This window comes from Embleya sp. NPDC056575 (genome assembly GCF_042793325.1).
Classification (GTDB): Bacteria; Actinomycetota; Actinomycetes; order Streptomycetales; family Streptomycetaceae; genus Embleya.
The window spans coordinates 21,657-44,105 of record NZ_JBHTVA010000082.1; the positions used below are offsets into that span (position 1 = coordinate 21,657).

Sequence of the window (22,449 nt, forward strand, 5' to 3'; positions counted from 1 at the left end):
AGTGACCGCACCACCCGAACCGGGTCGCGCGACCGGACACTTCGCGGGCCCCTCCATGAGCCGCCCCGCACCGAGACCGAGGAGAAACCCCGCCATGAGCAGCCGCGCCGCCACCGCCTTACCCGCCCCCACCGCGGACCCCGGTCCATCCGACATCGGCGCCGCGGTGGACACCCTCGTCGCCGACGCCGCCAAAGCCCTGGCCGCCTACGACGCGTTCACCCAGGAGCAGATCGACCACATCGTCAAGAAGGCGTCCGTCGCCGCCCTGGACCAGCACACCCGACTGGCCCGCGAGGCGGTGGACGAGACCGGGCGGGGCGTCTTCGAGGACAAGGCGGCGAAGAACATGTTCGCCTGCGAGTACACCACCGACAGCATGCGCGACCTCAAGACCGTCGGCGTGGTGGCCCGGGACGAGATCACCGGCATGGTCGAGGTCGCCGAACCCGTCGGGGTCGTATGCGCGGTCACCCCGGTGACCAACCCGACGGCCACCGTGATCTTCAAGGCGTTGATCGCTCTCAAGAGCCGCAACCCGGTCGTGTTCGCCTTCCACCCCTCCGCCCAGCGCTGCAGCGCCTCGGCCGCCCGGGTGGTGCGTGACGCGGCCGTGGCCGCCGGCGCGCCCGAGCACTGCGTGCAGTGGATCGAGACGCCCTCGATCGAGGCGACCACCGCGCTGATGCGGCACCCCGGGGTCGCACTGATCCTGGCGACCGGCGGGGAGGGCATGGTCAAGGCCGCCTATTCCGCGGGCAAGCCGGCCCTGGGCGTGGGCGCCGGCAACGTACCCGCCTACATCGACCGCGACGTGGACCTGCGCCGCGCGGTCAACGACGTGGTGTTGTCCAAGGCGTTCGACAACGGCATGATCTGCGCCTCCGAGCAGGCCGTCGTGCTGCACACCGACATCCACGACGCGGCCCTGTCCCGATTCGCCGCCCTGGGCGCCCACTTGGCCACCGACGACGAGAAGACCAGGCTGGAGACCTACCTCTTCGGCGCGAGCGGTGGCACCGGCCCCGGCCGCGAACCCCGGGTCAATCCCGCGGCGGTGGGGCAGAGCCCGGCGTGGATCGCCGCCCAGGCGGGCTTCACCGTACCCCCGGACACCACCGTGATCCTGGCCCGCGCCGACCGGGTGGGACCGCAGGAGCCGCTGACCCGCGAGAAGTTGTGCCCGGTCCTGGCCGTGCTGCGCGCCGACTCGCGCGCACACGGCTTCGCGCTCGCCGCCGACATGGTCGCCTTCCACGGCATGGGACACAGCGCCGTCGTGCACACCGAGGATCCCGTCGTCGCCGAGGACTACGGGCGCCACATGAAGACCGCCCGCATCATCGTCAACGCGCCCTCCTCCCAGGGCGCGATCGGCGGCATCTACACCGGCCTGCTGCCCTCGCTGACCCTGGGCTGCGGCTCCTGGGGCGGCACCTCGACCTCCAACAACGTCTCGGCCGTCAACCTGTTGAACGTCAAGCGCGTGAGCACCCGCCGCAACAACATGCAGTGGTTCAAGATCCCGCCCAGGATCTACTTCGAACCCCACGCGATCCGCTACCTGGCCGACATGCCGCACGTCCACCGGGTGACCATCGTCACCGACGCGACCATGACCCGCCTCGGCTACGTCGACCGGGTCCGGCACGTACTGCACTCGCGCGAGCTGCCGGTCACCATACAGATCATCGACGACGTGCTGCCCGAGCCCAGCATCGACTCGGTACGGCGCGGCGCCGACCTCATGCGCACCTTCCGGCCCGACACCATCCTCGCCCTCGGCGGCGGCTCCCCCATGGACGCGGCCAAGGTCATGTGGCTGCTGTACGAACAGCCCGACGTCGACTTCGCCGACATGCGACAGAAGTTCCTCGACATCCGCAAGCGCGCCTTCCGCTTCCCCGTCCTGGGCGAAAAGGCCCGACTGGTGTGCGTACCGACCACGTCCGGCACCGGTGCCGAGGTCACCCCGTTCGCCGTGATCACCGACTCCGCGACCGGCAAGAAGTACCCGTTGGCCGACTACGCCCTCACCCCGAGCGTGGCCATAGTCGACCCGCTGCTCGCCGCGGAACTGCCGCCCGCCCTGGCCGCCGACAGCGGCATGGACACCCTCACCCACGCGATCGAGGCGTACGTCTCGGTCTACGCCAACGACTTCACCGACGGCCTCGCGCTGCACGCCATCCGGCTCGTGTTCGACAACCTCGAACGCGCGGTCAACGACCGGCGGGCCAACCCCGAGGCGCGCGAGAAGATGCACAACGCCGGCACCATCGCGGGCATGGCCTTCGGCAACGCCTTCCTCGGCATCGTCCACGCCATGTCCCACACCCTGGGCGCCACCTTCCACGTGGCCCACGGCCGCACCAACGCCGTCCTGCTGCCGCACGTCATCCGCTACAACGGCGGTCCTCCCGGCAAGCTCGCCGGCTGGCCCAAGTACGAGCACTACCGCGCGCCCGAGCGCTTCGCCGACATCGCCCGGACCCTCGACCTCCCCGCCGCGACCCCCGCCGAAGGCGTACGGTCCCTGGCCGGCGCGGTCGAACGGCTCAGGGAACGTGTCGGCATCGAACCGTCATTCCAGGCCCTGGGCATCGACGAGAAGACATTCCTGGACGCACTCCCCCGCCAGGCACTCAACGCCTACGAGGACCAATGCGCCCCGGCCAACCCTCGGATGGCAATGCTCGACGACATGACCACCCTCATGCGCGACGCCTACTACGGCACGGCCCCGACCCCCGTGTCGTAGGCGACGTCGGCGGCACTCGGCAGGGTCGATCGGCCCTGCCGGGTGGGCCGGTCGGCTCCGGCGCTCGTCGAACATTCGACGCGCCATTCACCCGGCGCACCCGACCGCCCGAGCCTGACGTCCAGGCTCGGGCGGTCGGTCGTTCACGGCGTCCCCGGGGTCGGTTCCCGGCGACGCGGTTCACCGTCGCGGCGGGCCCGGGCGCAGCCGGCGTCCGGTGACGCGGCCCGGGTGGATCCGGAACCACAGTTCGCCGCGGCGGGCGGGCCAGGCGCCGCCGCCCGCTTCGGCGAGCCCGGCGATCTCGACGGGGTCGGTGACGGGTTCGACCACGCCGATGACCAGGACGCTCCAGCCCAGTCGGGCGTAGCGGTCCACGTCGTCCACCTCGAAGGCCGTCGTTCCCCGGACGTGCGCGAGCGGGGAGTCGGGGCGGGTGGTGAAGACGATCTCCCTTCCGTCGAGCACGTAGTTGACGGGCAGTACGAACGGTGTGTGGTCCAGGCCGCCGGCGAGCCGGCCGACCTCGTGGCCGGCCAGGCGTGCGTAGCACTCCTTCTCGCTCATCGTGATCAGGCTGCGGGTGTCGGGTACGGCGGGCTCCGGCGGATCGAAGGCACCCGATATGAGGGCGGCGACGCTGGTTTTCAGCGCCACGGCCAGGCCGCCGAGGGCGGCGCGGGACAACGGGGCGTCTCCGGCCTCGAGTTCCACGAGCCACTTCGGGGGCCGGCCGGCCCGGGCACAGACCTGTGCCCGGGTCAGGCCCAGTTGCTCGCGCCGGCGGCGGATGTTGCGGGGTATGTCGACCATGTCGGGAAGGCGGGTGCCGGCCGTCTCGTTGTCCATGGGATGCTCCTTCGCGACGGGGCCGTCGTGTCAACGCGAACGGTCCTCGGTGTTGCTCAGTCGGAGTCGGGTCGGGCGTGTCCGGGCTCGGTCCGCTCGATCGCGGCTCGGGCGGCCTCCAGGCGGGCGCCGGGGAGGCGGTACGGCGAGCAGGAGACGTAGTCGATGCCGCACGCGTCGAAGAAGTGGATCGAGTCGGGGTCGCCGCCGTGTTCTCCGCAAACGCCGATGCGCAGGTTCGGTTCGGTGGCGCGGCCCAGGTCGACGCCGGTGCACACCAGGCGGCCGACGCCGTCGCGGTCGATGGTCTCGAACGGGGAGACGGGCAGGATGCCGCGTTCGAGGTAGGTGGTGAGGAAGGACGCCTCGGCGTCGTCGCGGGACAACCCCCAGGTGGTCTGGGTCAGGTCGTTGGTGCCGAAGGAGAAGAAGTCGGCCGAGCGGGCGATCTCGTCGGCGGTCAGCGCGGCCCTGGGCAGTTCGATCATGGTGCCGATCGGGCAGCGCACGTCGACTCCGGTGCGTTCGCGGACCTCGGCGAGCACCCGTTCCACCTCGGCGCGCGCGATGCGAAGTTCCGCCGCGGTGGCCACGAGCGGGATCATGATCTCCGCGCGCGGATCGCCGCCGGCCCGCACGCGGGCGACGACCGCCTCGGCGATCGCGCGGACCTGGGTGGCGATCAGGCCCGGTACGGCGAGCGCCAGGCGCACCCCGCGCAGCCCCAGCATGGGGTTCTCCTCGTGGAGCAGTTCGCCGGCCTCGTACAGGCGCAGGTCGCGTGGGTCGGGTCGGTGTCCGAGGGCGTGTGCGCGGGCGATGCGCACGGCCGATTCGGTGTGGTCGGGCAGGAATTCGTGCAGGGGCGGGTCGATCAGGCGGATGGTGACCGGCAGTGCGTCCATGGCGGCGAGGATGCCGATGAAGTCGTCGCGTTGGAGCGGGAGAAGGGCTCCCAGGGCGGTGTCGCGGTCGGCGTCGGTGCGGGCGAGGATCACGTCCTCGATCAGGCGGCGACGATCGCCCAGGAACATGTGTTCGGTGCGGCACAGGCCGATGCCGTGTGCTCCGTAGCGGCGGGCGCGGGCCGCGTCCTCGGGGGTGTCCGCGTTGGCCAGGACGTCCATCCGGCGGATCCGGTCGGCGTGTTCGAGGCAGCGGGCGACGGCGTCGACGACGCCGTCCGACCGGGTTCCGGTGTCCAGGTAGTGGGTGACCGGGGAGGCGACGAGCGGCAGTGCGCCGAGGTGCACGGTGCCAGCGGTGCCGTCGACGGAGACGACGGTGCCCTCCTCGACCACGGTGCCGTCGGCGGCGGTGAATCGGCGCCGTTCGGGGTCGATGTCGAGGTCGGCGGCACCGCACACGCACACCTTGCCCATGCCGCGGGCGACCACCGCCGCATGGCTGGTCTTGCCGCCCCGGCCGGTGAGGACCGCTTCGGCGGCGATCATCCCGGGCAGGTCGTCGGGGCTGGTCTCGTGGCGGACCAGCACCACGTGTTCGCCGTCCCCGGCCCGGCGCACCGCTTCGGCCACGTCGAAGACGACGGCGCCGACCGCGGCTCCGGGCGAGGCCGGCACGCCGTGCGCGAGGGCCGGGGCGTCGGGATCCGCGTCGAAGCGCGGGAAGGTGAGGTGGTCGAGTTGCCCGGCGCCGACCCGCGACAGCGCCTCGGGCCAGGTGATCACGCCCTCGTCCACGAGCGCGCAGGCGATCCGGAACGCGGCTTCGGGGGTGCGTTTGCCCACCCGGGTCTGCAACACCCACAGTCGGCCGCGCTCCACAGTGAACTCGACGTCGCACAGGTCGCGGTAGTGCGCCTCCAGGAGGGCCAGGTACGTGCGCAGTCGGCCGTACGAATCCGGGTCCAGGCGCTCCAACTCGTCGAGCGCGAGGGCGTCGCGCACGCCGGAGACCACGTCCTCGCCCTGCGCGTCGGGCAGGTAGTCGCCGTAGACGCCGGGGCGGCCGGTAGCCGGGTCGCGGGTGAACGCGACGCCGGAGCCGGAGTCGGGCCCCAGGTTGCCGAAGACCATGGCCTGGATGTTCACGGCGGTGCCCAGGTCGTCCGGGATGTGCTCGCGGCGACGGTAGACCGCGGCGCGTTCGCCGTTCCACGACTCGAACACCGCCACCACCGCGCGCCGCAGCTGCTCTCGCGGATCCTGCGGAAACTCCTCGCCGGTCGCGTCGTGGATGATTCCCTGGAACTCCCGGACAGTTTCCGCGAGTTGACGAGCATCCAGGCCCAGGTCGTCCCCGGCCCCGACCTCTCGCCGGCGCCGGGTCAACACGTCCTCGAAGCGAACGGCGTCGATACCGAGGACGGTGGCGCCGTACATCTGGACCAGCCGCCGGTAGGAGTCCCGGGCGAAGCGCTCGCGGCCGGTGGCCTTGGCCAGGCCCGGCACCGAGGCGTCGTTGAGTCCGACGTCGAGGATCGTGTCCATCATCCCGGGCATGGAGAAGCGCGCACCCGAGCGCACCGACACCAGCAGCGGGTCGTCGGCGTCGCCCAGTCGCCGCCCCATGGCCTGCTCCAGACGGGCGAGGTGGGCGTCGATCTCCTCCTCCAGCCCCTCCGGCAGGCGCCCGGTGCGCAGGAAGGCCCGGCACGCGTCCGTGCCGATCGTGAACCCCGGCGGCACCGGCAGTCCGAGCCGGGTCATCTCGGCGAGGTTCGCGCCCTTGCCGCCGAGCAGCGCGGCCTGTTCCCTGGAGCCTTCGCTGAAGTCGTACACGTACGCGGTGGTCATGGCCGTCCGGCCTTCCTGCGAGGTCGTGTGACGTGGCGGGTCACAGACGGGTGGCGACGTACTCGGTCAGGTCGAGCAGGCGGTTGGTGTAACCCCATTCGTTGTCGTACCACCCCAGCGTCACAACGCGCGGACGACCGTCATAGGGCCGAGTGGCCCGACGAAGAGGGCCGTCGGAACCGTCGCGCCGGTCAACGGGGCAGTCGTACCAGGAACTCGGTACGCCCCCGCCGATCGGTCAACGCGACGGTTCCGCCGTGTGCGCCGACGACCGCCTTGACGATGGCCGGGCCCAGTCCGGTCGACCCGGTGGCGCGCGAACGTCCGGGGTCGGCGCGGGTGAAGCGGTCGAAGATGTGCACTCCGGCGGCGATCGGCACGCCGGGTCCGTCGTCCGACACACCCGGTTCGACGTGCGTTGCGTCGGCGCCGAGGCGTACCGTCACCTCGGTTCCGGGCGGGGTGTGGACCCGGGCGTTGGTGAGGAGGTTGGCAACCACCCGCTGGAGGCGCTGTTCGTCACCGGTGACCGTCACCGGCTCGTCGGGCACGTCCAGGACCCAGTGATGTTCGGGGCCGGTTGTCCGTCCCGGCTGACCACCGCCGCGCCTACGCGACCGCCGCGTTCGCGATGGGCGACACCGCGCGCGCGTGGATCGAGCGCCTTCACGGCTACGAAGCGCTCGCAGTCGTCACGGCCGACCGGAGGTGGTCGACCGGTGGATTCGCCACACATCTTCCGGTCGCGGACGCCCATCCGGCACCGCCGGCCGGCCCGACCCCGTGACGGGTCAGGCGGATGCGCGGTGCGGCAGGGTGCCGGCGAAGACCGCGGCTTGGACGCGGCGTTCGAAGCCGAGTTTGTGCAGCATCGTGGAGACGTAGTTCTTGACGGTCTTCTCCGCCAGGTGCAGGCGCTGGGCGATCTGGCGGTTGGTCAGGCCCTCGGCGACCAGGTCGAAGATCCGGCGTTCCTGGTCGGAGAGGGACGCCACGCGCGGGTCCTCGCGTGTTCCGGTGCGGACGCGGTCGAGGACCTTCGTGGTGATCGCCGGATCCAGGAGCGAGCGACCGGCGGCGACCTCTCGGACCGCGCGCACCAGGTCGGCGCCGCGGATCTGTTTGAGGACGTATCCGGCGGCGCCGGCCATGATCGCGGAGAACAGCGCGTCCTCGTCGTCGTACGAGGTCAGGATGAGCGCGTTGATCTCGGGGAAGGACGACCGCACCGCGCGGCACACGTCGACTCCGCTGCCGTCGGGCAGCCGCCCGTCCAGGACGGCGACGTCGGGGCGGAGGGCGGGTATTCGTCGCATGGCTTCGAGGGCGGACGCCGATTCGCCGACGATCTCGATGTCCGCCTCGGCGCCGAGCAGGTCGGCCAGGCCGCGACGGACGATCTCGTGGTCGTCGAGGAGGAACACTCTGATCGTGGCGGGCGAATCCGCGTTCGACGCCGTCGGCGCGAGCGTGCGGGTGGCGCCGGAGAGGCGGGGCGGGCGGGCTCCGGCGACGGCTTCGGTGCTGATCCCGGTTTCCATGGTCTGCTCCCCGAGGGTGACGGACGCGTTCGCCCGGTCGGGTCGAAGCGATGATCAGTCTCGGGGCGTGCGGGATCATCGGAACAGGGCCGGTGGTCCCGGGACCATCAGGGCCGGGTGGCCCCCACCCCCACGGGCGCCGGGGACGATGCGGGGACGACCGCGGGATCGATCGGGCCTCGGCGGGGCGCGGCCGAGCCCACGAAACGGCAGGCGATCGTGCGGTCGAGGCCCACCAGGCGGATGACACGGGCGGGTTGGCCGTGGACCCCGGTCAGGACCAGCGTGGTGTGGGCGCGGGCGCACTGGCGCCGAAGCCGTAGGAACAGGTTGATGCCGGAGGTGTCGCAGAACACGAGCGCGCCCAGATCCAACCGGAGTTCGTCGGGGCCGGTTCGGGCGAGGGCGACCAGGCTCGGTTCGATGCTCGCCGCGCTGTCCAGGTCCAGTTCACCGCGCACCTCCACGGTGAGGTGAGTGGCGGAAGACGCCGTACCGCGGTGTCCGGTCGGGGTCGTCGCGATGGTGATCACTGTGCGTCTCGCTTCCTGGGCTGTCGGTTTCCGCCGGCGCGGCTGCGCGATCAGTTCAGTGGAAGTGCCGGCCGGGTGCCCAGAGGCGGACGGCTCCCGGACGGGGCCGAAGGTCCCGTCCGGGCTCGTCGACGTGTGGCCCATGCGCCGGCCCGCCGCAGTGGTCAAGCGGCGTGTCCGTGGGGCTTCGAGGGGCTCTGCGGTGGGGCGGGCTGCTCGATGGACGTCACGGAGGCGGCAGCCGCCTGCTCGCCGTACTCGCCGCGGCCGCGCTTGAGGTGGATGTAGACGGGGATTCCGAGGAGCACGGCGAACAGTCCGTAATAGACGGTCTGGTAGCCGCTGCCCTGGATCGACCAGTAGGAGAATGCCAGAGCGGTGCCCGCCACGAGCACGTCCCGGACGAAGCGGCCCCGGCTCCCCTGGCGGGCGTGCGTGAGCAGCCAGTACAGCTGGGCGGCGGCGGAGAACAGGTAGGGGATCGCCGCGGTCAGCACGCTCAGGAGCACGATGCTGGTGAAGACGTTGTCGAAGCTGGTGTAGGCGGCGACCGTGATCAGCGAGGCGAGGACGGTGGCGGCGAGGATGCCGAAGACCGGGGTGTCGCCGCGCTTGCGGGCGAACGCCTTGGGGAACAGGCCCTCGCGGGCCGCGGCGTAGGGCATCTCGGCGCAGATCATCGTCCAGCCGCCCAACGCGCCGATCCCCGACACGATCGCGGCCACCGCGACCGCGTTGCCGGCCCACGAGCCGCCCGCCATGTTGTCGGCCGCGTCGGTGAACGGCGCCGTGGAGGAGACCAGTTCGGCGTGCGGGACGGCGCCGAAGACGGCGAGCGTGCCGAGCAGGTACACCGCCGCGCAGGCCAGGGTGCCGTAGACGGTGGCGCGCGGCACGTTGCGGCCGGGTTCGCGGACCCGGCCCGCGGCGACCGAGACGGTCTCCAGCCCGATGTAGCTGAACAGCGCGATGGCCGCGGCGGCGGAGATCGCACCCATCGGGGACCCGCCGTGGGCGTTGAAGGTGCCGAGGTTGTCGGTGTCGAGGAAGAGCAGGCCGACGGTGCCCATCAGGATCAACGGGACGAACTTGAGCACGGTGGTGACGACCTGGAAGGCGCCCATGCTGCGCAGGCCCGCCAGGTTGATCGCCGCGGGGATCCACAGGCCCGCCAGCGCGATGGCTACCGAAACCCACTTGTCGTGACCGGTGTTGACGAAGACCTCGACGTAGCCGACCCAGGCCACCACGATCGCGGCGTTGCCCGCCCAGGCGGTGATCCAGTACGACCAGGCGTTGAGGAATCCGGCGAACTCGCCGAACGCCTCCCGGGCGTACACGTAGGGGCCGCCGCTGCCCGAAACCCGCCGGGACAAGCCCCCGAACGTGACCGCGAGCGCCAGGGCGCCGAGGGTGACGATGGCGAACGCGACCAGGGAGATGGGACCGTAGGGCGCGAGCGCGGCCGGCAGCGCGAACACGCCGGTGCCGATGATGCTGCCGACCACCAGGGCCGTGGCGGTGGGCAGGCCGAACGTCGACCCGGAGCGGCCCGCTTCTTCGGTGGGCGCACCCGATTCCCCGGCTGTGCGGTGGTCGGTGGTCGTTCTTTTCCCGAGCATGGCGCGTCCTCGTCGTCGCGATGGGGTTCGACCGAACGGGGCGGGATGCCGTGGACGTTCTGCTCCGGCCGAACGTTTGCAGCGTGGCCGCCGCCGTGTCGGCGCGCCCGTGCCGAAGGTCCCGACCCGAACGCCGATGGTCACCCCGCCCCGGCCGGGCGGCACCTCGACGCCGGCGGCGCGGACCGGACCGGGCCGAACGGCCCGGTACACCGGGCAACGCGGCCCTGTCACGGCACCCGAATCGGCGACACGCTCGTGGTGTCCGGCCGAAGACGTCGCCATCGACGCCTCGGCGACTCGCCGCATATCGACCAGGGGGTTCGCATGTTGCAACGCAGGATCGAGGACGTCATGACCCGTGACGTGGTCACCGTCGGCCCCGACACCGAGTTCCGCGACATCGTCGCCGCGTTGCACGCCCGGCGGATCAGCGCCCTGCCGGTGGTCGACGACGAACGGCGGATCCTGGGCATCGTCTCGGAGGCGGACCTGCTGCGCGCCCAGGTGGAGCAGGCCGAGGACACCCACCTCCTGCCGGGCCTGCGCCGACTGACGAACCGGCACACCAAGGGCGAGGGCCACACGGCGCACGAGCTGATGACCACCCCCGTGGTGAGCGTGGAACCCGCCGCCGGCACCCTGCGCGGCGCGCGTCTGATGGATCGCCACCACATCAAGCGCCTCCCGGTGGTCGACGCCGACGGTCGGCTGATCGGCATCGTCAGCCGCTGCGACCTGCTGCGCACCTTCCTGCGCCCGGACGGCGAGATCCGCGCCGAGATCGAGCAGGACGTATTGCGCACGGCGCTGTGGCTGGAGCCCGGCACGATCGTGGTGGACGTGCGCGACGCGGTGGTGTTCCTGTCCGGGGCGGTCGACAACCGCAGCCTCATCGACATCGTGCTGCGGCTGTGTCGTGCCGTCGACGGCGTCGAGAGCGTGACCCACACCCTGACCTTCGACTTCGACGACAGCCACATCAGGCCCGGACCGGCGCACTTCAGCCGCCGCCTGCCCGGCCGTTGAGGAGAACACCGTGTTCCACGTCTCCGGCCGCATCGGCCTCATTCCCAAGCAACACCTGGATCGGCTCCTGGCGTTCGGCCGGCCGGTCACGTTCGAGCCGGGCACCCGCCTGTTCGAGGAGAACCGACCGGCCCGCGACTTCTGGCTCGTCGAAGGCGGCTCCGTCTGCCTGGACATGCACGTCCCCGGCGGGCCCGCGGCGACCGTCGAAACGCTGGGACCGGGTGAACTCGTCGGCTGGAGCTGGCTGTTCCCGCCCTACCGGTGGCACCTGGGCGGCCGGGCCGTCGGCACCGTCCGGGCCGTGGAGTTCGACGCGGGCGCGGTGCGGGCCGAATGCGAGCGCGATCCCGACTTCGGCCGAGCGATCACCCTCGCGTGCGCGCAGGTGATCGCCGGCCGCCTCCAGGCGAGCCGACTGCGACTGCTCGACCTGTACGGGCCACAGCACTCGACGAACAACGACCCCGCGGAGGGCTGAGAGGGCGCAGGCTCCGGAACCTTTCGGTGGCCGGGGCCTGCGGCGTGCCCGGAGGGCGTCGACGCGGACCGCGTCCGATCGAAGGGCCGAACGGCCCTGCCGGTGGCCGCCGGCTTCGGTACACCTGTCGTATCCCGCGGTCGGCGGGGCGACCCATATTCCATCCACACTCGATTCCAGGAGTTCGACGTGAACGACAACTCTTCCACCGGCGCAACGGCCGCCACCGACGATGGGGCCGTGCGCGGTCACGTCGTCGTGGGCGTGGACGGTTCGCCCATTTCGGACCTCGCGACGCATCGGGCCGCCGATGAGGCGGCGCTGCGTCACGTGCCTCTGGAGGTCATGCATGTCGTCGACCGGGTCCCGGCCGATGGCGACGAGGACCGTGCGGCGCAGTTACGGCAGGAGGCGTGGATTCTGGTGGATGACGCCGCCGAGCGTGCCCGACGACGCCGACCCGAACTGGAGATCGTCACCACGGTCGCCCTCGCCCCGACCATCCCCACTTTGGAGGAGGCCTGCGAGCGCGCGGCACTCGTCGTGCTCGGCAGTCGTGGTCGGGGCGGCTTCGCGGGCCTGCTGCTGGGCTCGGTCTCGTTGTCCGTCGCGGCCTCGTCGCGCTGCCCCGTTCTCATCGTCCACGCACGACACGGCAACGCCCCGGCGGACGAACCGGGCACCGTCGTGGTGGGCGTCTCCGACTTCGACTGTCACCCCGCCGTCGAGGCCGCGTTCGCGGCGGCCCAGGCACGAGGTGTGCCGTTGCGCGCGCTGCACGCCTGGACACCGCCGGTGTCCCCGGCCGCGCCCTATGCGGCCCCGCTGTGGTCCGGCGACGAAGGGCGCAAGGCCGCCGAGGCCACGCTCGGCGCGGCTCTCGCTCCGTTCGTGGACAAGTATCCCGAGGTGTCCGTCACCGAGCAGGTCGTGTGTGACGTTCCCGCTCACGCGCTTTTGTCCGCCACGGACGAGGCCGATCTGATCGTCCTGGCCGCCCACCGCCGCCACGGCCGCTTCGGCCCCAACCTCGGCCACGTCGCCCATGTCCTGCTGCATCACAGCAAGGCTCCGGTTCTGCTGATCCCCATCGATTGAGGCGTCCCCCAGCACACGTCGAGGCCGCCGGGCGTTCAACCGCCCGGCGGCCTCGACGTGTTCGGTGTGTCAGTCCGATGGCACGACCAAGAGCGGCGCGTGCGCGTGGTGCAGCAAGGCGATCGCCGTGTGTCCAAGGCGGGGTCCGAAGTGGTGCGGCGAGGGATGCCGCCCGACGACGACCAGGCCCGCGTCCCGCGACGCCGCGACGAGTGCGGCGCCGGCACCTCCCTGGACGACGCGTTCCTCGACCGCCACCTGCGGGTGGGTCTCCCGCAGCGGCGACACCACGGTCGCGAGCACCCGGCGCGCGAACTCCTGGGCGCGGTGATAGGGCGTCTCGGCCCCCTGTGGCTCTCGCAGCGCTCGCGGGACATCGGGGAAATCCCAGGCGTGCACCACGATCAGGCCCACCTCACGTGCTCGGGCCTCGGCGAAGGCGCGCTCCAGCGCGGGTCGGCTGTCCTCGTCGGCAACGCCCACCACCACGGGCCGCCCGGCCGCCACCCGGGTGCGGACCACAAGGAGGGGACAGGGCGCCCGACCGGCCAGGGCCAGACTCACCGAACCGAGCAGGATCCCGGCGAACGCACCGTGCCCGCGGCTTCCCACGACCAGCAGATCGGCTCGCTTGGCGACCTCCAGCAGCCCCGCCACGGGGCTGTCGCGCACGACCGACGAACGTATCCCGATCTCGTGCTGTCGCGACCGGGCAACGTCCGTGGCCTCCCGGCGGATCCGTTCGACGTGGTCGCTCAGCACCTCGCGGTAGCCGGCGTACCGCTCGTGCGCCGATCCCTCCCAGACGAACACGATCTCCAACTCCGCGCCGCGGCGCGCGGTTTCGTCGGCGGCTTCGATCACTGCGTCGGTCGCCCCGGGCGAACCGTCGGTCGCCGCGACGACGAGCGGTATCCGGTCCATGTCACATCTCCGTTCACGCGAGTGGATGACGCCTCGCCCTCAGTGGGCGCGGAGGCCGTGCGCGCGGAACCGCACGCGCACCCGCTCGACGAGTTCGGTCGTCGGCGGCGGTGTGTCCCGTAGGGGGAAGGTGATGCCCAGGTCGTCGTACTTGGCGGCGCCGAGTTTGTGGAAGGGCAGCACGTCGACGCGTTCTACGTTGCCCAACCCTGCTGCGAACGCCGCGAGTTCGTCGATCATCGCGGGATCCTCGGTCAGTCCCGGGACCAGCACGAAGCGCAGCCACACCGGGATGCCCAGGTCGGCCAGGCGCCGGGCGAACACGAGCGTGGGCGCGAGTTCGCGGCCGGTGAGTCGACGGTAGGCGTCGGGATCGAAGGACTTGATGTCGAGCAGGACGAGGTCGGTCGCGGACAACAGGCGATCGCCGGCGCGGGCCCCGAGGTATCCGGAGGTGTCCAGCGCGGTGTGCAGGCCCAGTTCGCGACAGCGGCACAACACCGCCTCGACGAACGGGGCCTGGAGCAGGGGTTCGCCGCCGGTGATCGTGACGCCCCCGCCGCTCGCGCGCAGGAAGTCCCGGCATGCCTTGATCTCGTCCATCACCGCGTCGACGTCCGTGCGCCGGCCGTCGCGCAGGTGCCAGGTGTCCGGGTTGGCGCAGTACAGGCAGCGCAGCGGGCAGCCGTTCACGAACAGCACGAAGCGGGTCCCGGGCCCGTCCACGCCCGTGGACATGTCCCACGAGTGCACCAGCCCGATGTCGCCGTTGTCGCGGGGGTGGGTGCCGTGCACGGTCGGGCCCGGGATCGGTCGCACCGTGTTCACCGGGCCTCGTGGAAGGTCCGGCCGATCACGTCGAGCTGCTGCTCGCGGGTCAGGCGGACGAAGCGGACCGCGTATCCGGAGACGCGGATGGTCAGGTTCGGGTACCGCTCGGGGTGTGCCATGGCGTCGGTGAGCGTCGCCCGGTCGAGCACGTTGACGTTCATGTGGAAGCCGCCGGAGGCGAAGTAGCCGTCGAGCAGGCCGACCAGGTTGTCGGCGCGCTCGCTCGGATCGTGGCCGAGTCCCTCGGGGGTCACGGTCGAGGTCAGCGAGATGCCGTCGCGGGCCGACTCGTAGGGGATCTTGGCGACCGACAGCGCGGAGGCGGCCATGCCGTGCCGGTCGCGGCCGTTCATCGGGTTGGCCCCGGGCGCGAACGGTGTACCGGCGCGGCGCCCGTCGGGGGTGTTGCCGGTGTGTTTGCCGTAGACCACGTTGGAGGTGATGGTCAGCACCGACAGCGTGTGCTCGGCGTCCCGGTAGGTGGGGTGGCGGCGCAGTTTGGTCAGGAAGGAGCGCACCAGGCCGACCGCGATCGTATCGGCGCGGTCGTCGTTGTTGCCGAACGCGGGATACTCCCCCAGGACGCGGTAGTCGACGGCCAGGCCGGTGTCCGCGTCGCGGATCACCTCGACTCCCGCATGCCGAACCGCCGAGAGGCTGTCCGCGACCACCGAGAGTCCGGCGATGCCGCAAGCCATGGTGCGGTGTACGGGGTGGTCGTGCAGCGCCATCTCCAGGCGCTCGTAGGCGTACTTGTCGTGCATGTGGTGGATGATGTTGAGCGCGTCGACATAGACGCCCGCCAGCCAGTCCAGGACGTGGTCGTACGCCGCGTCGAGCTCCGCCGGATCGAGCCGATCGCCGGTCAGCGGAAGGGACTTCGGGCCGACCTGCTCGCCGCTGATCTCGTCCCGGCCGCCGTTGATCGCGTACAGCAGGGCCTTGGCGAGGTTGACCCGGGCGCCGAAGAACTGCATGTCCTTGCCCACGGCCATCGCCGACACGCAGCACGCGATCGCGGTGTCGTCCCCGGTGCGCGGGCGCATCAGGTCGTCGGATTCGTACTGGATCGAACTGGTGTCGATCGAGACCTGCGCGCAGTAGCGCCTGAAGGCGGGCGGCAACCCGGGCGACCACAGCACGGTCAGGTTCGGCTCGGGCGCGGGCCCCAGGTTGTACAGGGTCCGCAGGTAGCGGAAGGAGGTGCGCGAGACCAGCGGACGCCCGTCGGTGCCGATGCCGCCGAGGGATTCGGTGACCCAGGTGGGGTCGCCGGAGAACAGCGCGTCGTACTCGGGGGTGCGCAGGAAGCGGATGATCCGCAGCTTGATCACGAAGTCGTCGATCAGCTCCTGGGCGCGGCTCTCGTCGATGCGGCCCTCGCGCAGGTCCCGCTCCAGGTAGACGTCCAGGAACGTGGAGGTGCGGCCGAGCGACATCGCGGCGCCGTTCTGCTCCTTGGTCGCGGCCAGGTAGGCCAGGTACAGCCACTGCACGGCCTCGTGCGCGGTGGCCGCGGGGCGGACGACGTCGCAGCCGTAGGTCGCGGCCATCTCCTTCAACTCGACCAGGGCGCGCACCTGTTCGGCCAGTTCCTCCCGATCCCGGATCACCTCGGCGGCGGCGGGCAGCGGATCAAGGGCGCTGCGGTCGGCCCGCTTGGCCTCGATCAGCCGGTCCACGCCGTACAGGGCCACGCGTCGGTAGTCGCCGATGATCCGCCCCCGGCCGTAGGCGTCCGGCAGCCCGGTGATCAGACCCGCTCGGCGGGCCCGCAGGATCTCGGGGGTGTACGCGTCGAAGACGGCGTCGTTGTGGGTCTTGCGGTAGGTACCGAACACCGCGCGCACGAACGGGTCCATCTCGTAGCCGTAGGCGCGCAGGCCACTCTCGACCATGCGCAGCCCGCCGCCCGGCATGATCGCCCGCTTGAGCGGGGCGTCGGTCTGCAGGCCGACGATCAACTCCCGGTCGCGGTCGATCCAGCCGGGGGCGTGCGAGGTGATCGTGGACGGCGTCGCGGTGTCCACGTCCAACACGCCCTTGCGGCGCTCCTCGGGGAACAGCGCGGACACCCGCTCCCACACCGCGCGTGTGCGCGCGGTGGCGTCGCACAGGAAGTCCGCGTCCCCGGTGTAGGGCATGTGGTTGGTGTGGATGAAGTCGCGGACGTCGACTCCGTGTTGCCAGGCCCCGGAGCGGAAGTCGCGCCAGGGCGCGAGGTCGACATCCGAGGGGGATGTGGTGGTGGTCGTCATGGTGGCCTCTCGATGGACTCGATCGACTCGGTCTCGACACCTCACACACTGGCCGCCCCCCACCGCGCCGGGCAGGGGCGGACGGCCCGACCGACCCTGCCGAACGGCCCGGCTCCTGGGGGGGTGTCGAGCCGGTTCGCCGAGAGACGTCACGTGCCCTTTCCGGAGGCGACGAGTGAACGTGTCTCGTGGGCGATCTCGACGTCCTCGCGGGCGGTGACCACGAGCGTGCGGACCGAGCCGCCCGCGGCGCCCACGTCGGCGTCGCCGCGCGCCTCGGCGTTGGCGCGCGGGTCCAGGCGCACGCCCAGGAAGGCGAGTTCGCGAACGGCGTCGGCCCGGATGGCGTCGTCGTGTTCGCCGACTCCGCCGGTGAAGGCGAGTACGTCCAAGCCGCCCATCGCGGCGGCCATGGCGGCGATCTTCGTCCGGAGTCGGTAGGCGTAGATCCGGCGGGCGATCGCGGCGCGCCGATCGCCGGCCTCGGCCGCGGCGCGGATGGCCCGCATGTCCCCGCCGTGTCCGGCCAACGCCGCCATGCCTCCGCCGTGTTCCAGCGCCTGTTCGAGGTCTTCCACGGTGACGCCCTGGCGCTGGAGCCACAGGATCAGGCCCGGGTCGACGTCACCCGCCCGGGTCGCCATGACCAACCCCTCGGCCGGGGTGAATCCCATGGTCGTGTCGACCGACTCGCCGCCGCGTACGGCGGCCAGCGAGGCCCCCGCGCCCAGGTGGCAACTCACCACCCGCGCCGACTCCGGGTCCGCGCCCGCCAGTTCGCGGGCACGCCGGGCGGCGTACGCGTGGGACAGGCCGTGGAAGCCGTACCGGCGCAGCCCCCACTTCGTGCGCCAGCCCTCCGGCAGGGCGTACGTACTCGCCTCCGCCGGCAGCGTGCGGTGGAACGCGGTGTCGAAGCAGGCGACCGCCGGCACGCCCGGCAGCGCGCGACGAACCGCGTCGATCCCCGCGAGCGCCCGCCCCTGATGCAGCGGCGCCAGCGGCGCGAGGCCGGCGATCCGCGCGAACACCGACGGATCGAGCCGGGTCGCACCGGTGAACTCCGCCGCGCCGTGCACCACCCGGTGTCCGACGGCGTCGACGGGTCCGGCATCGCGCAGAAATCCGGTAACCGCCCCGTCCGGGATCACGTCGGGGCACTCGATGGTCGACGCGCACACGACGGTGTCGTGCGCGTCGAGTACCGACAGCTTCACCGTCGACGACCCGGCGTTGACGACAAGGACTCGATCGGGGCTCGTCATGTGTACTCCCTCGCGATTGATCCGCATTCGATGCGCGGACACGGGGATCGCGTCCGCGGCGCACTCTCGGCAATCGAGACTCGCACGGGTTCAGGCGTCACCCATCCGGGGACGCAACCTGCGACCGGTGACATCCCTCGGACGGACCCGGGTCCACACCTCCGGGACGCCTTCGGACCAGGTACGGGCCTCCGCCGTCGTCAACCGGGCCGTCTCGGCCGGATCGGTCACGGGCTCGGCGTCGCCGATCACGAGCACGCTCCACCCCAACCGGGCGATCCGAATCAGCTCGTCCACCTCGAAGGCCACCCGCCCGACCAGATCGGCGGGCCGCGAACCCACCGCGCTGCGATAGAGCACATCCGTGCCGTCCATCAAATAGTCGACCGGCAGCACGAACGGTTCCCGGGTCAAGGCCGGGGCAACACGCCCGACGTCGTGCAGGAACAGTCGGGCCCGGCACTCCTCCTCGGTCATCACGACCAGCTCCCGGGTCTCGGGCGCGGGAGGGGACGCGGGTGCCGGTTCCGGTGCGGGTGGTACCTCCGCGATGCCGCGCAACAGGTGTTCGGCGCTGGTACCCAGTGCCGCCGCCAAACCCGTGAGCGCCGCGAACGACACCGGCGCGGACCCCTCCTCCAAGTGTTCGAGCCAGTCCACCGACAGGTCCGTACGGCGCGCGAGTTGCCGCACGGTGAGCCCGAGGCCGCGTCGCCGCCGCCGTACGCCGACCGCCAGGACAAGGTGGTCGGGGTGGTGTGTGCCCGCCGTTTCGTCGTCCATCCGCGCCTCCGTAGGTGGGGTGTTGCCTCCCCGACGGTTCCGCATCGGGAACGGGTCCGGCAGGGCCGTTGGACCCGTGCGCCCGGAAATCCATCGGCCCGAAGGGACTTGCCGGACATTCGACCGGGTCACCCGCGCCGGGATCCCGGTGTGCGGTGATACAGCGTCACCGGGATGTACGGCCAGCCCGGCGTGAAGGGGGCCAGGGCCATCCGAACAGCGCCACGGACACGACGGAACGCGGTGGCCGTCGGAGAGGCGCCGACCGTGATGTCGGCCAACACCACGCTCTCGCGCGTCGTCAGATCGACCTGCACGTCGCCGGGCGCGGCCACCCCGGCGAGCGCGCGGGACACCGCACGCGCCACCACTCGGTGCGCGGTGGGCCCGACCGGGGAGAACGCGCGGTGACAGGCGGCCTCGACATCCGCCCGCCCACACACCACGTCCGCACGCGACAGCGTCCCGGACCCGTCGAGGGCGTCGACGGGCCCGCAGACCACCAGCGGAACACCGGCCACGAGCGCGCACATCGCACCCTGCTCACGCGCCGTCCGCGGTCCCGCCCCGGTACGCACATCCACGACGACGTCGACATCCGGAGCGAGCAGCGGACATTCACCACCCGCCGCCCACGCCACACACGGCGCTTCGGGACCGGGTGCCGGTCCGTCGTGACAGCGTGACACCGTGTGCCCGGCCGCCGTCAACTCGCTCACGACCTGCCCGCAGCCGCCCGTATGCGACTCGGTCACCACGATCTTCAGCCCCCGTCGACACATGATCCCTCCCCTGGGTCGCGGCACAGCCTGCCCGCCGGCGCACGACCCGCGAAAGGGCCGAAGGTCGCTCCGCAGATGGCTCGTCAGTGCCGGAGCGCACCCCTCGTCCGAGCCACCGCACGCCGGCCCACTCCGGGTGGCGTGCGGTGGGTGGTGAACCGAAAGGGGGCGTACATCCGGGCCGAACGGCCCTGGTCACCGGGCAGCGCGGCCCTGTCCCGCTCGCGCCGGCGGTCGCAGGCTGAGGACGTCCCAGGGAGGTGACACCGTGAACGTCCTCATCGCGCACGCGAGCACGCACGGGAGCACGCGGGCAATCGCCCACCGCATCGGAGGGCGCCCGCGCGGGCGCGGTCCGCACGCGCGCGTCGGCCCGATGGCCGAGATCCGGGCGTGGGCCGACACCGTCCCCGCGCAGCCCGTTCCGCAAGCGCCCGCGTCGGGAGGCACGCCATGACACACGGCACGATCGAAGACGTCATGACGCGTGACGTGGTCACCGTCGGCTCCGGAGCCCGCTTCCACGACATCGCGGGGGTTCTGGAGGCCTGGCAGGTCAGTGCGCTTCCGGTGGTCGACGACGCCCACCGGCTGCTGGGCATCGTCTCGGAGGCAGACCTGCTGCACGCGCACGTGGCCGGCCCGGAGATCCCGCCGAGAGGGCGGGTTCCGGGCCGGGGATTCGACATGCCGACATCCGACGAAAGGTTCACCGCCCGGGGGCTGATGACGACCCCGGTGATCACCGTGACACCGACCTCGAGTACCCGGTGGGCGGCGCGGCTGATGGAGCGCCACCGCGTCAAGCGCCTGCCGGTGGTGGACCGGTCCGGGCGGCTGGTGGGCATCGTCAGCCGAGGCGACCTGCTGGGCGCCCTCGTGCGCTCGGACGCGGAGATCCGCGCGGAGATCGAGCGCGAGGTCCTCGGCGAGGCGCTGTGCCTGGATCCCGGCACGATCGGGGTCGAGGTCCACGACGCCGTCGTACACCTCACGGGCGACATCGACCATCCCACCCTCGTCGACGTCGTGGTACGGCTGTGCGCGGCCGTCGACGGCGTCGAGAAGGTCACTCACCGTCTCGCTCAAAAGCCCACACACTGAGCGACCGACGTCCCTCGGGTCGCCGTCGGCCCGGGGGACATCGGGGTGCCCGCGTCGCGACCGCCGGTCTCAGGTCCGGTTTCGCTCGTTGCCCTGGTGCAACTCGGTCATGTACACGGCGGCCTGGACGCGGCGTTCGAGGCCGAGTTTGTTCAGGACCGCCGAGACGTAGTTCTTGACCGTCTTCTCCGCCAGGCCGAGGCTTTCGGCGATCTCGCGGTTGGTCTGCCCCTGGGCGATGTGCTCCAGGACCTGTTGTTCCCGTTCGCTGAGCCCGGTCGGCCCCGGCTCCGCGGCCGGTCCCTGACGTACGCGTTCCAGGACGCGCGTGGTCACCGCCGGGTCGAGCAGCGACTGTCCGGCGGCGACCGCCCGCACGGCGGCGATCAGGTCCCGGCCGCGGATCTGCTTGAGCACGTATCCCGCCGCGCCGGCCATGATCGCCGCGAACAGCGCGTCCTCGTCGTCGTACGAGGTCAGGATCAACGCGTTGATCTCGGGGAAGCGCGAACGCACCTCGCGGCACACGTCGATACCGCTGCCGTCCGGCAGGCGCCCGTCGAGAATCGCGACGTCCGGCCGCAGCGCCGGGATGCGCCGGGCCGCTTCGGCGGCCGAGCCCGACTCGCCGACGACCTCGATGTCGGGTTCACCACCGAGCAGGTCGGCCAGCCCCCTGCGAACCACCTCGTGGTCGTCCAGCAGGAACACACGGATGGGCGATGTCGACACGGCCCTCCTCCCGAGATCACACGTAACTCCATTGTCGGACGTCGTGGACGCCCGTGCCTGTCACACCGTCACCGTATCGGGCGGTGCAGCCCCAGGAGAACGGTCAGCAGGTCACGGTCGGTGAGAATCCCGAGCGCCGCGCCGCCCGCCTCGACGACGAGCAGCGCGTCGCGGCGGTGCCTGAGCAACTGCTCGCCCGCCGTCACCACGTCGGTGTCGGGAGAGACGAAGGTCGTTGCGGTGTCGGCGACGACGCGTCCGGCGGTGTGCCGCTTGAGGCCCAGCGGGTCCAGGGTCCAGACGGCGGCGAGGTCGCGGTCGCTGATCAGGCCCAGGGCCCGATCGCCGTCGACGACGCCGACGTGGTGCAGCCGAGTGGTGATCATGTTGTCCATCACCGCCCACAACGTGTCCTCGGCAGCCACCGAGACCACCGGGCCGTGCATCACCTCGCGCACGGTCGGAATGCGCGGACTCGTTTCCGGGATGGACTGCGTCGTCTCGGTCATGGCGTTACTCCTGTCACGTGTGTGGCCACTGGGATCGGGCTGCGGACTTCGCCGTCCGGCGCGGCACCGACGGTGACCGTGAGGTCATGCCGGACGTGGTCCGCGGTCCGCTCCGCCGTGTCCATGGGTTCCTCCTCGACGAGAGGTACACCCCCACCCTGCGCCGCCCCCGCCGGTGCGCACAGGGTCTCCCGGCCCTGTCACGAGGTCTTCGCCAGGGCCGACCGGCCCTGTTCGGGGTGTCGTCGACCGAAATCGCGACTCTTCCATGCCGCGAACAGGAGACGCGTGCGACGTGGTTTGACACGATGGACGCGAGAGCCGTTTCGACGGTCTTCGATCCTCTGGAGGGGTTGTGGCGTCGGATCAGCGACCGGCATTGCCGCGGATGCGTCTCGACGAGTTGTTGGACGAGCTCCAGGCGCACGTGGAGGTGGTGCGTTCGACCCGGGACCGGGTCAACGGACTGCTGGAGGCCGTGCTGTCCGTGGGTAGCGATCTGGACCTGGAGACCGTGCTCCGCCGCATCGTCGAGTCGGCGGTGTCCCTGGTCGACGCCGAATACGGCGCCCTCGGCGTGATCGGCGA

19 protein-coding genes and 1 pseudogene are annotated in these 22,449 nt (G+C 71.5%); 6 read left to right on the forward strand and 14 right to left on the reverse strand.

The genetic code is table 11. The features are described from left to right. Positions 1 to 94 precede the first annotated feature (94 nt). Entirely contained in the window at positions 95 to 2,761 is a 2,667-nt protein-coding gene (gene adhE, locus ACFRCG_RS41115) for a bifunctional acetaldehyde-CoA/alcohol dehydrogenase (protein ID WP_380041216.1), read from the forward strand. 180 nt (positions 2,762 to 2,941) lie between these two features. Here adhE and ACFRCG_RS41120 read toward each other — a convergent pair whose 3' ends face one another. The 6 genes from ACFRCG_RS41120 to ACFRCG_RS41145 form a co-directional block, all read right to left on the reverse strand. After that, positions 2,942 to 3,610, reverse strand: a complete 669-nt coding sequence (locus ACFRCG_RS41120) for a helix-turn-helix domain-containing protein (protein WP_380041218.1) — start codon at positions 3,608 to 3,610, stop codon at positions 2,942 to 2,944. Positions 3,611 to 3,666: 56 nt separating this feature from the next. Beyond that, positions 3,667 to 6,369 (reverse strand): pyruvate, phosphate dikinase, encoded by a 2,703-nt coding sequence (gene ppdK, locus ACFRCG_RS41125; protein ID WP_380041220.1) that lies wholly within the window; start codon positions 6,367 to 6,369, stop codon positions 3,667 to 3,669. 191 nt (positions 6,370 to 6,560) lie between these two features. After that, positions 6,561 to 6,920: a sensor histidine kinase gene (locus ACFRCG_RS41130; protein WP_380041222.1), complete on the reverse strand. Its 360-nt coding sequence runs from the start codon at positions 6,918 to 6,920 to the stop codon at positions 6,561 to 6,563. Between the two features lie 240 nt (positions 6,921 to 7,160). Further along, a complete protein-coding gene (locus ACFRCG_RS41135) occupies positions 7,161 to 7,910 on the reverse strand; it encodes a response regulator (protein WP_380041224.1) in 750 nt (249 codons plus the stop codon). A gap of 107 nt (positions 7,911 to 8,017) precedes the next feature. Beyond that, on the reverse strand, positions 8,018 to 8,443 hold the full coding sequence (locus ACFRCG_RS41140) for an STAS domain-containing protein (protein ID WP_380041226.1): 426 nt from the start codon (positions 8,441 to 8,443) through the stop codon (positions 8,018 to 8,020). A 164-nt stretch (positions 8,444 to 8,607) separates the two neighbouring features. After that, positions 8,608 to 10,065 (reverse strand): APC family permease, encoded by a 1,458-nt coding sequence (locus ACFRCG_RS41145; protein WP_380041228.1) that lies wholly within the window; start codon positions 10,063 to 10,065, stop codon positions 8,608 to 8,610. A 327-nt stretch (positions 10,066 to 10,392) separates the two neighbouring features. On the opposite strand from ACFRCG_RS41145, the gene ACFRCG_RS41150 reads away from it, so the two are divergent. The 3 genes from ACFRCG_RS41150 (at position 10,393) to ACFRCG_RS41160 (ending at position 12,673) form a co-directional block, all read left to right on the forward strand. Beyond that, positions 10,393 to 11,094: a CBS domain-containing protein gene (locus ACFRCG_RS41150; protein WP_380041230.1), complete on the forward strand. Its 702-nt coding sequence runs from the start codon at positions 10,393 to 10,395 to the stop codon at positions 11,092 to 11,094. A 10-nt stretch (positions 11,095 to 11,104) separates the two neighbouring features. After that, entirely contained in the window at positions 11,105 to 11,575 is a 471-nt protein-coding gene (locus ACFRCG_RS41155; RefSeq protein WP_380041232.1) for a Crp/Fnr family transcriptional regulator, read from the forward strand. 189 nt (positions 11,576 to 11,764) lie between these two features. Beyond that, a complete protein-coding gene (locus ACFRCG_RS41160) occupies positions 11,765 to 12,673 on the forward strand; it encodes a universal stress protein (protein WP_380041234.1) in 909 nt (302 codons plus the stop codon). Between the two features lie 69 nt (positions 12,674 to 12,742). Here the strand turns inward: ACFRCG_RS41160 and ACFRCG_RS41165 are convergent, their stop codons facing one another. From ACFRCG_RS41165 to ACFRCG_RS41190, 6 genes are all read right to left on the reverse strand, one after another. Further along, complete coding sequence (locus tag ACFRCG_RS41165) at positions 12,743 to 13,597, reverse strand: universal stress protein (protein ID WP_380041236.1); 855 nt, start codon at positions 13,595 to 13,597, stop codon at positions 12,743 to 12,745. A 39-nt stretch (positions 13,598 to 13,636) separates the two neighbouring features. Continuing rightward, a complete protein-coding gene (pflA, locus tag ACFRCG_RS41170; RefSeq protein WP_380041252.1) occupies positions 13,637 to 14,416 on the reverse strand; it encodes a pyruvate formate-lyase-activating protein in 780 nt (259 codons plus the stop codon). A 5-nt stretch (positions 14,417 to 14,421) separates the two neighbouring features. Further along, positions 14,422 to 16,686, reverse strand: a complete 2,265-nt coding sequence (pflB, locus tag ACFRCG_RS41175; protein WP_380041238.1) for a formate C-acetyltransferase — start codon at positions 16,684 to 16,686, stop codon at positions 14,422 to 14,424. 149 nt (positions 16,687 to 16,835) lie between these two features. After that, entirely contained in the window at positions 16,836 to 17,951 is a 1,116-nt protein-coding gene (locus ACFRCG_RS41180; RefSeq protein WP_380041240.1) for an acetate/propionate family kinase, read from the reverse strand. A 90-nt stretch (positions 17,952 to 18,041) separates the two neighbouring features. Further along, a complete protein-coding gene (locus ACFRCG_RS41185) occupies positions 18,042 to 18,734 on the reverse strand; it encodes a pyridoxamine 5'-phosphate oxidase family protein (RefSeq protein WP_380041242.1) in 693 nt (230 codons plus the stop codon). Between the two features lie 128 nt (positions 18,735 to 18,862). Next, the gene (locus ACFRCG_RS41190; protein WP_380041244.1) at positions 18,863 to 19,516 is read right to left on the reverse strand and encodes a hypothetical protein; all 654 of its coding nucleotides are present in this window, start codon (positions 19,514 to 19,516) and stop codon (positions 18,863 to 18,865) included. 453 nt (positions 19,517 to 19,969) lie between these two features. Between ACFRCG_RS41190 and ACFRCG_RS41195 the strand changes: the two genes are divergently transcribed. Then, on the forward strand, positions 19,970 to 20,620 hold the full coding sequence (locus tag ACFRCG_RS41195; RefSeq protein WP_380041246.1) for a CBS domain-containing protein: 651 nt from the start codon (positions 19,970 to 19,972) through the stop codon (positions 20,618 to 20,620). Between the two features lie 69 nt (positions 20,621 to 20,689). On the opposite strand, the gene ACFRCG_RS41200 is transcribed toward ACFRCG_RS41195, so the two are convergent. Continuing rightward, complete coding sequence (locus tag ACFRCG_RS41200; RefSeq protein ID WP_380041248.1) at positions 20,690 to 21,352, reverse strand: response regulator; 663 nt, start codon at positions 21,350 to 21,352, stop codon at positions 20,690 to 20,692. 68 nt (positions 21,353 to 21,420) lie between these two features. Continuing rightward, positions 21,421 to 21,861, reverse strand: coding sequence for an HPP family protein (locus ACFRCG_RS41205; protein ID WP_380041250.1), 441 nt, complete (start codon positions 21,859 to 21,861; stop codon positions 21,421 to 21,423). Between the two features lie 388 nt (positions 21,862 to 22,249). On the opposite strand from ACFRCG_RS41205, the pseudogene ACFRCG_RS41210 reads away from it, so the two are divergent. Next, positions 22,250 to 22,449, forward strand: a pseudogene (locus tag ACFRCG_RS41210) (histidine kinase); the annotation flags it as partial.

Excerpts from the sequence above, each read along its gene's own strand:
- adhE (WP_380041216.1), top strand. The coding sequence starts at position 95 with ATGAGCAGCCGCGCCGCCACCGCCTTACCCGCCCCCACCGCGGACCCC.
- ACFRCG_RS41120 (WP_380041218.1), bottom strand. The coding sequence starts at position 3,610 with ATGGACAACGAGACGGCCGGCACCCGCCTTCCCGACATGGTCGACATA.
- ppdK (WP_380041220.1), bottom strand. The coding sequence starts at position 6,369 with ATGACCACCGCGTACGTGTACGACTTCAGCGAAGGCTCCAGGGAACAG.
- ACFRCG_RS41135 (WP_380041224.1), bottom strand. The coding sequence starts at position 7,910 with ATGGAAACCGGGATCAGCACCGAAGCCGTCGCCGGAGCCCGCCCGCCC.
- ACFRCG_RS41145 (WP_380041228.1), bottom strand. The coding sequence starts at position 10,065 with ATGCTCGGGAAAAGAACGACCACCGACCACCGCACAGCCGGGGAATCG.
- ACFRCG_RS41150 (WP_380041230.1), top strand. The coding sequence starts at position 10,393 with ATGTTGCAACGCAGGATCGAGGACGTCATGACCCGTGACGTGGTCACC.
- ACFRCG_RS41165 (WP_380041236.1), bottom strand. The coding sequence starts at position 13,597 with ATGGACCGGATACCGCTCGTCGTCGCGGCGACCGACGGTTCGCCCGGG.
- pflB (WP_380041238.1), bottom strand. The coding sequence starts at position 16,686 with ATGACGACCACCACCACATCCCCCTCGGATGTCGACCTCGCGCCCTGG.
- ACFRCG_RS41180 (WP_380041240.1), bottom strand. The coding sequence starts at position 17,951 with ATGACGAGCCCCGATCGAGTCCTTGTCGTCAACGCCGGGTCGTCGACG.
- ACFRCG_RS41185 (WP_380041242.1), bottom strand. The coding sequence starts at position 18,734 with ATGGACGACGAAACGGCGGGCACACACCACCCCGACCACCTTGTCCTG.
- ACFRCG_RS41190 (WP_380041244.1), bottom strand. The coding sequence starts at position 19,516 with ATGTGTCGACGGGGGCTGAAGATCGTGGTGACCGAGTCGCATACGGGC.
- ACFRCG_RS41195 (WP_380041246.1), top strand. The coding sequence starts at position 19,970 with ATGACACACGGCACGATCGAAGACGTCATGACGCGTGACGTGGTCACC.
- ACFRCG_RS41205 (WP_380041250.1), bottom strand. The coding sequence starts at position 21,861 with ATGACCGAGACGACGCAGTCCATCCCGGAAACGAGTCCGCGCATTCCG.